At 30.8% G+C, this 8,475-nt stretch carries 7 protein-coding genes; 5 read left to right on the top strand and 2 right to left on the bottom strand.

What is annotated here, in order from left to right; translation table 11 throughout:
• Positions 1–421: 421 nt before the first annotated feature.
• Positions 422–2,302, bottom strand: coding sequence for a glycosyl hydrolase family 8 (locus HALO113_RS16845; protein ID WP_159780303.1), 1,881 nt, complete (start codon positions 2,300–2,302; stop codon positions 422–424).
• Between the two features lie 367 nt (positions 2,303–2,669).
• Between HALO113_RS16845 and HALO113_RS16850 the strand changes: the two genes are divergently transcribed.
• The 4 genes from HALO113_RS16850 to HALO113_RS16865 all read left to right on the top strand — a co-directional run bounded on the left by HALO113_RS16850 (position 2,670) and on the right by HALO113_RS16865 (position 5,598).
• Entirely contained in the window at positions 2,670–3,191 is a 522-nt protein-coding gene (locus HALO113_RS16850; protein ID WP_159780304.1) for a GNAT family N-acetyltransferase, read from the top strand.
• Between the two features lie 7 nt (positions 3,192–3,198).
• On the top strand, positions 3,199–3,849 hold the full coding sequence (locus HALO113_RS16855) for a hypothetical protein (RefSeq protein WP_159780305.1): 651 nt from the start codon (positions 3,199–3,201) through the stop codon (positions 3,847–3,849).
• A gap of 72 nt (positions 3,850–3,921) precedes the next feature.
• Positions 3,922–4,638: a DsbA family oxidoreductase gene (locus HALO113_RS16860; RefSeq protein ID WP_159780306.1), complete on the top strand. Its 717-nt coding sequence runs from the start codon at positions 3,922–3,924 to the stop codon at positions 4,636–4,638.
• A 102-nt stretch (positions 4,639–4,740) separates the two neighbouring features.
• Positions 4,741–5,598 carry a hypothetical protein gene (locus tag HALO113_RS16865; protein WP_159780307.1) on the top strand — a complete coding sequence of 286 codons (858 nt, stop codon included), beginning with the start codon at positions 4,741–4,743 and terminating at the stop codon, positions 5,596–5,598.
• Positions 5,599–5,782: 184 nt separating this feature from the next.
• Here HALO113_RS16865 and prfB read toward each other — a convergent pair.
• Positions 5,783–6,881, bottom strand: a protein-coding gene (gene prfB, locus HALO113_RS16870) for a peptide chain release factor 2 (protein WP_159780308.1) whose coding sequence is annotated in 2 segments (ribosomal slippage) — positions 5,783–6,817 and positions 6,819–6,881 — 1,098 coding nt in all. Because the reading frame shifts where the segments join, the coding sequence is not laid out codon by codon here.
• 47 nt (positions 6,882–6,928) lie between these two features.
• Here prfB and HALO113_RS16875 point away from each other — a divergent pair.
• Positions 6,929–7,954 carry a low specificity L-threonine aldolase gene (locus HALO113_RS16875; RefSeq protein ID WP_159780309.1) on the top strand — a complete coding sequence of 342 codons (1,026 nt, stop codon included), beginning with the start codon at positions 6,929–6,931 and terminating at the stop codon, positions 7,952–7,954.
• Positions 7,955–8,475 lie beyond the last annotated feature (521 nt).

Here is an 8,475-nt window from a genome sequence, read left to right on the forward strand (position 1 = left end):
CTTTTTTCGGGGTGCAAAATTAATTCATTTAATTTAAATAAAGTATAATTAAATAGCTGATTTAAAAGATTTAAGCATCCGTTAAGAGAATTGTAATCATCGATAAAAGAATAAAAAAAACCAAAGATTGTAAAAAGAATAACCTAACTTGTTTTAAGGTTGTAAAAATATTTTTTTTTAGTTAAAATATTAGTTTTAATGAAAAAGTTAAAAATGCCTTAAATTATACCTTTTAGTAAATAATAGAAATAAAAGAGACCGTCTAAAAAGTCTTGATTTGTCATTCCAAATTTATTTAACTTCGTTGAATCTTCGATTTCGGAATCTAATAATAGTTGAAAATCAAATAATTTATAGAAGCTGAAACAAGTTCTGCTTGACAATATTGTACTTTTTGGACAGCCTCTTAAAAAAATGATATTTATCTCTCTATAATTAATTTTTGAGTAGTACTTGTTTCCTTATAGGTGCTTTTTATTATGTAAATTCCTGTTTTTAAATGATTTAAATCTATTGTTGTAATGCTGTTAGAAGTGCTTTTTTCTTCATGTACATTCTTACCTAATAAATCAAATATTTGGATTTTGGTTTCAGTATTTGCTTCTATTGAAACTAAACCTGTTGTAGGATTTGGAAATACTTTTTGAAAATTGTTTTCTTCAAGTATCGTTATATTTGTTTCTCTATTCACTCCGCCATCCACTCGTTCAAAAAACCATTTTTGATTGTTACCGTCACCATAAGACCATTGCTGGATATTCGCTCCATCTGAAGTTCCTGCACCATCCATGGCTTTATTACTACCTACATTTATGACCTTAAAAGAGCCGTCTCCCGTATCTGTAATGTTCCAGTGTTGATAACTATGATTTACATAATCCCATTGTTGTATGTTTCCGCCATCTGTATTTGAATAAGCACCCACTTCTAGACATTTGCCACTATATATGCTAATTAGTTTCCAAATACCAGTTGATACCAATTCAGCTCTCCATTTTTGATTGTCTCCACCACCATAAGACCATTGTTGTATATTGGCACCATTTGCATTGGAGACATCCATTACATCAACACTTTTTCCACTTTGTTTACCTATAATTTTGTAGATGGCTCCACTTACAAGGTTATTTGATGGAGGCGGAGGAGTATTACCATCTGGTAAATAAAAATTACCACTTAAAAAGAACAAATAGATGGTTTTTAGGGTTTGATTGTAATAAGAATAAGGTTCGTTTATCCCAATTAAATCGGTGTAAGAATTATTTAAATGTGTTTGATTCTCACCAGCAATAGCCGCGGAAGCAAAAGCACCTACAAAGGTTGAATTATGATATTGGCCAAAATTACTTCCATTTTGATTATATCCATCTACTATATTTTGTGAACCATTTTTAGTTATTCTAATAAAATCAGAAGATTTTTTTGAATAGGTTTTGGCTTGAGTATCACCATACCAAGCATAATCAACGGCTATACGCCAAGGAGTTCTAGCAGCATCATAAGAATATTTAGTTCCTCCATTTGCATAACCGCTTGCATCACTTGAATAATTACCAGAACCCGTACACCAGTCGGATACCAATCCTCCAGCTGCATTATTGACAGAAAGATTATTGTTGATCACTTCATAACATTTATTGGCAACAGTATTCCAAAATGAATCATTTGTGAAAGTTGCAAATTTTTTAAAATACGCAGGAGCAAAGTAGGAAGGATTTGTAATTGAAGATCCACCAAACTGCCCCGGTTTTAGTATATAACTGCCAGATTCTACTTCATGAGTTTTTATAGCGCTAATTAAAGACTTAGCATCATTGCTATAATTGATACCACTAGAAGAACCCCATTGAAAATCAGCAACGATAAGAGCCATAGCAGCATCCACTTCAGAGTCGGTAGCGCCTCCAGTTCCTGCAGGTCCACCATTACAACCGTTAATTTTCCAATTCATTAAACCTTGGGCATTTCTATTGTCTTTGTAATAATTCCAAAGACCATCAAAAATAGTTCTTTCTCCTGCATAAGCAGTAAGAAGCATGCCATAAGCAATGCCTTCCGAGACCGTTTGGTTAGGGTTATCAAATTTAACTCGGTAACGGCCATTACCACATGATTCTAAAAAATTTGTTTTCCAAATGTTGTAATTCGCAGCTGCATCTTGAAAATTTCTATTCGTTGGCATTAAACCATAAGAATATACTTTGTTAGCTGGGAAAGGCTGGGTTTGAGCAAAAGAAGATAAGCACACCGAAGTGATTAGAATTAGGAAATAATACCTAATTCTCAGATTTGGGATTTTCATAATGTTGTTTTTTTATTTGTTTCTACAAAAATATTGTTTTTAAACATCAATCACTGTTAATACTAATACAGAAAAAATGTAGATTTTTTTAAAGATTAAGATTTCTTAAATGGCTAAAATTTTAAAGCACACCTTCCAAATTATAATTTCAGTTAGCTTATGTGATTTGTTTTGATTATTTGCTGGATATAGGAACATAGAATTTAAAGAAATAGCTATTAGATTAGATAAAATGATAAAGAATAAGAATATATATATCTAACGAGTACTTTTATTCTTATTGAATATCATTTTGAAGTATCTTTGAATTTAAGATCATTTTGAGAAATGATTTGTAAATTAAAAACACATCCAACATTATTGAAAAATGCAAGACAATTATCAATTTAGAAAAGCCAAAATAAACGATTTATCTGAAATATGGGTAATACTTCAAAAAGCGATTCAGAGAAGAAAAGAAGACGGTAGTAATCAGTGGCAAGATGGTTATCCAAATCCAGATGTTATCCAAAATGATATTGAGAAAGAAATTGGTTTTGTATTAACGGATAATCAAAAAATCATAGGTTATACTGCTGTATTAATTAATGACGAACCTGAATATGCTAAAATAGTAGGTAAGTGGGTTACTGATGAAGATTTTGTGGTATTTCATCGCGTGGCTATTGCAGAAGATTATTTAGGAAAAGGTTTAGCTAAATTAATGATAATCTATATTGAAAAATATGCCTTAGAAAATAATATTTACAGCGTGAAAGCAGATACGAATTTCGATAATCATGCCATGATGTCTATTTTTGATCGATTAGATTATATTTATTGCGGAGAAGTTTATTTTAGAGGAAGTGCTCGAAGAGCTTATGAGAAAGTGTTACAAGTTGAAAGATAAAGTGCAAATGAAGTTCACAATTTATAGCGTTTTATTGGTTTTATTTTGTATTTCTTGTAAGGGTAAAAATGAAAATCCATTTGGCATTGATGAAAATAGAAACAAAGAAACAAGAATAGCTGATTTTGTTGATAATAAAATATGGAATCAATGGACTTCGTATTATAAGCAAAAAGACAGCAATTTTTCTATAAACAAATTCAAGTTTCTTAAAAAGGATACCTTAATTGTTTCAAAAGGAACAATTTTTGGCGTTTTTGATAAAGAATTTGACTCTATTTATTTACCTTTTTTACGATTTAATCCTGCTGAAAAAAAATATATTGATTTAGATAGTTACCAATGGACATTAGATGGAAATAATGAAATAGTAATGGATGTTGATCAAGAAGTTGCTTTAGTCAATTTAGAGGATAAAACCATTCATAGAATTGCCTTTAGAGGCGCTTTACAATGGGTTGAAGATGCTTTTTGGGAAAATGATAATTGTGTTGTTCTTTTAGAAAACTCAAATGAAAATAGGCTTAGATTTTCAGAAATTAATTTTATAACAAAAACAATTAATGTTTATGAGCATGACGCTACTTTAGAAAAAAAGCCGGATTATTTTATGCATAAACTTTATCTTGAAAATTTAAATGTAAAACAGTCAAAGTAAGTTAAGGTTCTCTTAAACCATTTTATTACTCATAATTGTTGTTGTAAATTTGTATATACAAATATATGAAGTATGAACGATAAAATGAAAATACAAATTTGGTCCGATATCATGTGTCCTTTTTGTTATATAGGAAAAAGAAGAATAGAAGCGGCTTTAAATAATTTTGCTCATAAAGATAATGTAATTATTGAATGGAAAAGTTTTCAATTAGATCCTAATTTTAAAGCTTCAGAAAACGATAATGTAGTAAAACATTTAGCAAATAAATATGGGAAAGATATTCATTGGGCTACTCAAATGACTGAAAATGTTACACAGACAGCTAGGAGTGCAGGATTGAATTTTCACTTTGATAAAGCCATTATGGCTAATTCATTCCATGCGCATCGTTTATTGCACTTGGCAAAAAAATATAATCTAGGAAACGAATTAAAAGAGCAATTGTTTAAAGCTTATTTTACAGAAGGCAAAGATGTTCATAATTTAAATACCTTAAGTGAACTAGGGCAAAAAGTAGGTATGCAAAGAAATGAAGTGGAAAGTGTATTACATTCTAATGCATATGCAGATGAAGTAGAAAATGATATTACAATGGCAAAAGAAATAGGCATTCAAGGTGTTCCTTTCTTTGTGTTTGATAATAAATATGCTGTTTCGGGTGCACAACCAGAAGAAACATTTTTAGGAGCTCTTGAAAAAACATGGCAAGAAGGGAACTTTGAAAAAGCATTTATTGTTGATGCTAATAACAAGGGATTGAATTGTGGAATTGACGGCTGCGAATGATTTTAAACGGTTATAGTTAGGTATGATTTATTTACTGTAAAGTTAAAAAAATATTTGCTTTGAATGATTATATTTGATGCATAATAGACACAGTAAACAAAAATGAAAAAGAAAATTTTTATTGCCATTTTACCTTTCTTACTTTTTTCATGTAATGATAAAAAAGATAATAGTTTAAAACAAGAAGAAATCATAGTAAATGATACTCTTGTACAAAAGGATACGTTAGTAGAAAATAATTCAAGTGAATTTTTAGACTTATTTTCAAAAAGAAAACAAGAGATTATTTTAAAATTAGAGAAGCTTACTAACGAAGAAGCTGATAAACTGTATGAAGAATATTTTGAAGAAAATCAATCTATTTTAAATAAAATAAATGAGAATGAATCTAATTTATTAGAAAATTTTTATAGTGAAGATGAAAATGCAATTAAAGTTAAAAACTTGATAGATAAATTAGATGAACACGATTTGCGCATTGAAGAATTAGGCGAAGGTTATGTTGAAATTTCACCAAAACCTGATTTTTATTATAAAATATTTAAAAATCAGGTAAGTGATGATTATAAAAGTTACTTATATATAATAAGCGAAGAAAATAAAGAGCTTTATTCAGCTGATGCAGGTTTGGCAATTAGTTTTAAAGATTTAGGAGACAGAATAATAGCTTGGGAAAATTTTATGAGTCAGTTTCCAAATTCTACACTTTTACAAAGCGTAAAAGAAGTTTATAAATCATATCAATGGGATTATTTATTAGGTTTAGATAATACACCTACCACTGAAAAATATTCTGATAAAGAAGATATATATATTTATGAAGAAAATCTGAATGAATTTAATCGATTTCTTAAAGAATATCCGAATAGTCCAACGAGCCAACTGGTAAAATGGTATTTAGAAAATTTTAAAGGAGAGAATATCGTTGATAAAATTAGAGCAATGCAAGAGCAAAATTGATTTTTTTAGCAAAGGATATTTTATTACAATTAATCAAAAGTAGCTGTCCAAAAAGTAATGATTTTTGTTAACCTGAATTTGTTTCAAATTCTAAATTAAACTAATAATCAAAATTTTAAGATTCTAAAATAAATTCAGAATGAATATTTGTAGACTTTTTAGACAGCCTCTTCTATTTACCATGTTATTCTTCCGCTTTTTGTCCCATCATCATGAGATAGCCTTTTAAGAATTTATCGATTTCACCATTCATTACTGCATCAACGTCACTAGTTTCAACACCTGTACGCACATCTTTTACAAGTTTATAGGGTTGCATCACATAATTTCTAATTTGTGAACCCCATTCAATTTTCATTTTACTAGCTTCAATGTCTGCCCGTTGTGCTAATTGTTTTTTCAATTCAATTTCATACAACTGTGATTTTAACATTTGTAACGCACGTTGACGGTTATCATGTTGTGAACGTGTTTCTGAACATTGAATCTGAATTCCAGTAGGTTTATGAACTAACTGTACTTTAGTTTCCACTTTATTCACATTTTGTCCACCTGCACCACTAGAGCGAGCCGTTGTGATTTCGATATCTGCAGGATTAATTTCAATTTCAATCGTGTCATCAACCAATGGATAGACATAAACGGAAGCAAAAGAAGTATGTCTTTTCGCATTACTATCAAAAGGAGATATGCGCACCAAGCGATGCACGCCATTTTCACCTTTTAAGTAACCAAATGCAAATTCACCTTCAAACTCTAGGGTTACTGTTTTTATACCAGCAACATCACCTTCTTGAAAGTTCAATTCTTTAATTTTATACCCTTGCTTTTCGCCCCACATTAGATACATTCGCATTAACATGGAAGCCCAATCACAACTTTCTGTACCACCCGCACCGGCCGTAATTTGTAATACGGCACTCATGCTGTCTCCTTCGTCTGAAAGCATATTTCTAAACTCAATATCTTCGATATGAGTAATGGTCTTGTCGTACAACTCTTCCAGTTCTTGTTCTGTAACTTCTCCTTCTTTGAAAAAGTCTAACATTATTTGAAGTTCTTCTGAGAGTTCTACCGCTTTATTGTAGTCGTCCACCCATTTCTTTTTAGAACGAATTTCTCTTACTACGATTTCAGCTTCTTTTGCATTGTTCCAAAAATCGGGAGCAAATGTCTTTTCTTCTTCGTTTGTTATTTCGATAAGTTTTCTATCGATGTCAAAGATACCTCCTTAACGCACCAAGGCGATCAATAATATCTCTGACTTGTTCTGTATTTATCATAAATATTGTAGTTTTACATCACAAAAATAGAACATTCCTTTTGATTTATGGAAATAAATTTAATTAGTGATACAGTAACGAAACCAACACAAGGTATGTTGGAAGCTATGTTTCAAGCCGAAGTGGGTGACGACGTGTTTAAACAAGATCCAACAGTTAATGAATTAGAGCGTTATACCGCGCAACTTTTTGGTAAAGAAGCAGCCTTATTTTTTCCTAGTGGAACGATGGCCAATCAAACTGCCATTCGATTGCATACTAGACCTGCAGATGAGGTAATCTGTGATAAATGGTCACACATTTTTTTATATGAAGGAGGAGGAGTTGCTGCTAATAGTGGTGTTTCTTGTCATTTAGTCGATGGAGATCGAGGTAAAATAACAGCAGAACAAGTGCGACAAGTTATCAATGACCCAGAATTTTATCATGCACCAACTACCAGATTAGTAAGCATAGAAAACACGACGAATAAAGGGGGTGGTGCTTGTTATGAATTAGAGGAATTGCAAAAAATAAAGCAAGTTTGTAAAGAACAGGGTTTAAAATACCATTTAGACGGTGCGAGATTATGGAATGCATTGGTTGCAAAAAATCAGAAACCAACCGATTTTGGTGAACTATTTGATACCCTTTCAGTTTGTTTATCCAAAGGCCTTGGAGCACCTGTAGGTTCGGTTTTAGTGGGTTCTTCCGAAGATATTAAGAAAGCGATACGCATTCGTAAATTATTTGGTGGAAATATGCGTCAGGCTGGATATTTGGCAGCTGCAGGTTTATATGCTATGGAAAATAACATTTCTCGTTTGGCACAAGACCATCAGAGAGCGAGAGAGTTAGGACAAGTTTTAGCTTCTAAATCTTGGATTAAAGAAGTAGCACCCGTTGAAACTAATATTGTGATTTTTACTTTAGATGCTAGAGTGGATGAAAAAGTTTTTATGGAAACGTTAAAACAAAAAAGTATTTTAATTTCTTCTATGGGGCAAGGAAAATTAAGAATGGTGACCCATATGGATTATAGAGGAGTGATGCATGATTTTGTTATGGATGTGTTAAGTCGAATGGAGTTTTAACATTATTTTCAAAAAGAAAATTCTTATATTTTGCACTTTGTCGATAAAAAATAGCTCTTTGTCGATAATTTTAACATTTTAAACTAGCTTTTTTAGTTTTTTTGAATTACTTTTATACTGAGTTTCAATCTAATATTAATTTTTACCTACTAAATTATGCCTAGAATGATATATGATTACACAAAAAGTGTACTCGAAAAAGTAAGTTTTGATCCCGACCTTTTCATGAAAGAGTTAAAAAAAGCAATAAAAAAATTATTGCCTTACGAAGTAGAACATTTAAGGAATTGGTTAGTTTATTATACAAATATTAATCCCCAACTTAAACCTTGCCTAGTGTTAGTCACAGAAGATTAAGAGAAATTATTTTATGACTTAATTTATAAATGCGTTATAATTAGGTTTAAAAGCGAAGAGCCACAACTCAACAGTTGTGGCTCTTTGTTATTTTAAATTCAATAGTATTTAAGATTAAAATTAATCACAAGAAAAGCAATTCTTTGTCATTAGATGCCTAAGAT

Source organism: Flavobacterium sp. 9AF (assembly GCF_902506265.1).
Classification (GTDB): Bacteria; Bacteroidota; Bacteroidia; order Flavobacteriales; family Flavobacteriaceae; genus Flavobacterium.